Origin of the sequence: Methylobacterium sp. CCH5-D2, assembly GCF_001556475.1 — a bacterium.
Classification (GTDB): domain Bacteria; phylum Pseudomonadota; class Alphaproteobacteria; order Rhizobiales; family Beijerinckiaceae; genus Methylobacterium; species Methylobacterium hispanicum.
Window position 1 is genome coordinate 1 of record NZ_LSIX01000918.1, and the last position, 1,620, is coordinate 1,620.

A 1,620-nucleotide genomic window follows, 5' to 3' on the forward strand; every position below is an offset into this window, starting at 1 on the left:
GGGTGTCGAGATCCTCGCCGAAGATCTTGAGCGCGATCTCGGCGCGCACGCCCGAGAGCATGTGGTCGAGCCGGTGCGAGATCGGCTGGCCGACGTTGACGCTGACGGGCAGCACCGCGAGGCGCCCGCGGATGTCGGTGACGAGTTCGGGCTTGGGTCGCGACCCCGGCTTCAGGTCGATCTCAAGGTCGGAGGAGTGGACGCCTTCCGCGTGCTCGTCGAGCTCGGCCCGGCCGGTGCGGCGACCGATGGACTTCACGTCCTGCATCTCCAGGAGCAGCCGTTCCGCCACCAGTCCGATCCGGTTGCTCTCGGCCAGCGAGATGCCGGGGTTGAAGGTCATGTTGACCGTGAACGAGCCCTCGTTGAACGGCGGCAGGAAGGTGCGTGGCAGGAAGGTCGCCGCGAGCCCGGCCGCCGCCACCGCCAGACCGGCGACCGCCATGACCGGCCGGCCATGCCCGAGCAGGCCGCGCAGCAGGGCGGCGTTCCCGCGCTTAAGCCACTTGAGGAATTGGCTGTCATGCTCCTCCAGTCGCTTGAGGCCCGGCAGCAGGTAGTAGGCCAGCACCGGCGTCAGGGTGATGGAGACGAGGAGGCTCGCCAGGATCGAGACGATGTAGGCCTGACCCAGCGGGGCGAAGAGCCGGCCCTCGATGCCCGACAGGGCGAAGAGCGGCACGAACACCAGCACGATCACCATAGTGGCGTAGACGATGCCGGAGCGCACCTCGTTCGAGGCCTCTACCACGACTGTGAAGACGCTTTTGGGGTTACCCGCTTTACGGTTCTCGCCGAGTCTCCGAAAAATGTTTTCGACGTCGACCACCGCGTCGTCGACGAGTTCGCCGATGGCGATGGCGAGGCCGCCAAGGGTCATCGTATTGATCGACAGCCCGGCGAGGTGGAACACGACCGCGGTCGCCAGGATCGAGACCGGGATCGCCGTGAGCGAGATCGCGGTGGTGCGCACGTTCAAGAGGAAGGCGAACAGCACCACCGCGACGACGACGACGGCCTCCATCAGCACCGTCTCGACGTTGCGTATCGAGGTCTCGATGAAGTTCGCCTGCCGGAAGATGAGCTGGTCGGCGCGCACGCCCTTGAAGGCGCATGCCTCGCCGACGGGTTCGGCCACGGACGGACCCGTCCGATCCGAGCTGCCCTTGCCCGCGTCGGGGCCGCAGGCGTTCAGGCTGGCGGTGATCTCCGCGAGGGCCGTCTCGACCTCGCGGGTGAGCCGCACCGTGTCGACGGCCGGCTGCTTCTCGACCGAGACCACGACCGCGGGCGCGCCCATGTAACCGGCATCACCCCGCTTCACCCGGGCCGCGAAGGAGACCTCGGCCACCTGCCGCAGGTAGATCGGTCGGCCGTTGACGGTGGCGACGACCATGTTGCGCAGGTCGTCGAGGCTCATGCTCCGGCCGAGGTTCCGGATCAGGTACTCGCGGGCGTACTGGTCGGTGAAGCCGCCGCCGGTGTTGGTGCCGAACTGAGCCAGCGCCGTCTCCAGTTGGCCATGGGTGACGCCGAGCGCCCGCAGGGCCGTGGGCTGGGGCGCGACGCGGAACTGGCGCACCTCGCCGCCCATCGGGATCACCTGGGCGACGCCGGGGA

At 68.4% G+C, this 1,620-nt stretch carries 1 protein-coding gene; it reads right to left on the bottom strand.

Annotation, left to right across the window (positions count from 1 at the left end; translation table 11 throughout):
* Positions 1–1,620: efflux RND transporter permease subunit (locus AX737_RS24725; protein WP_197430710.1), on the bottom strand; the 1,620-nt coding region annotated here is incomplete at both ends.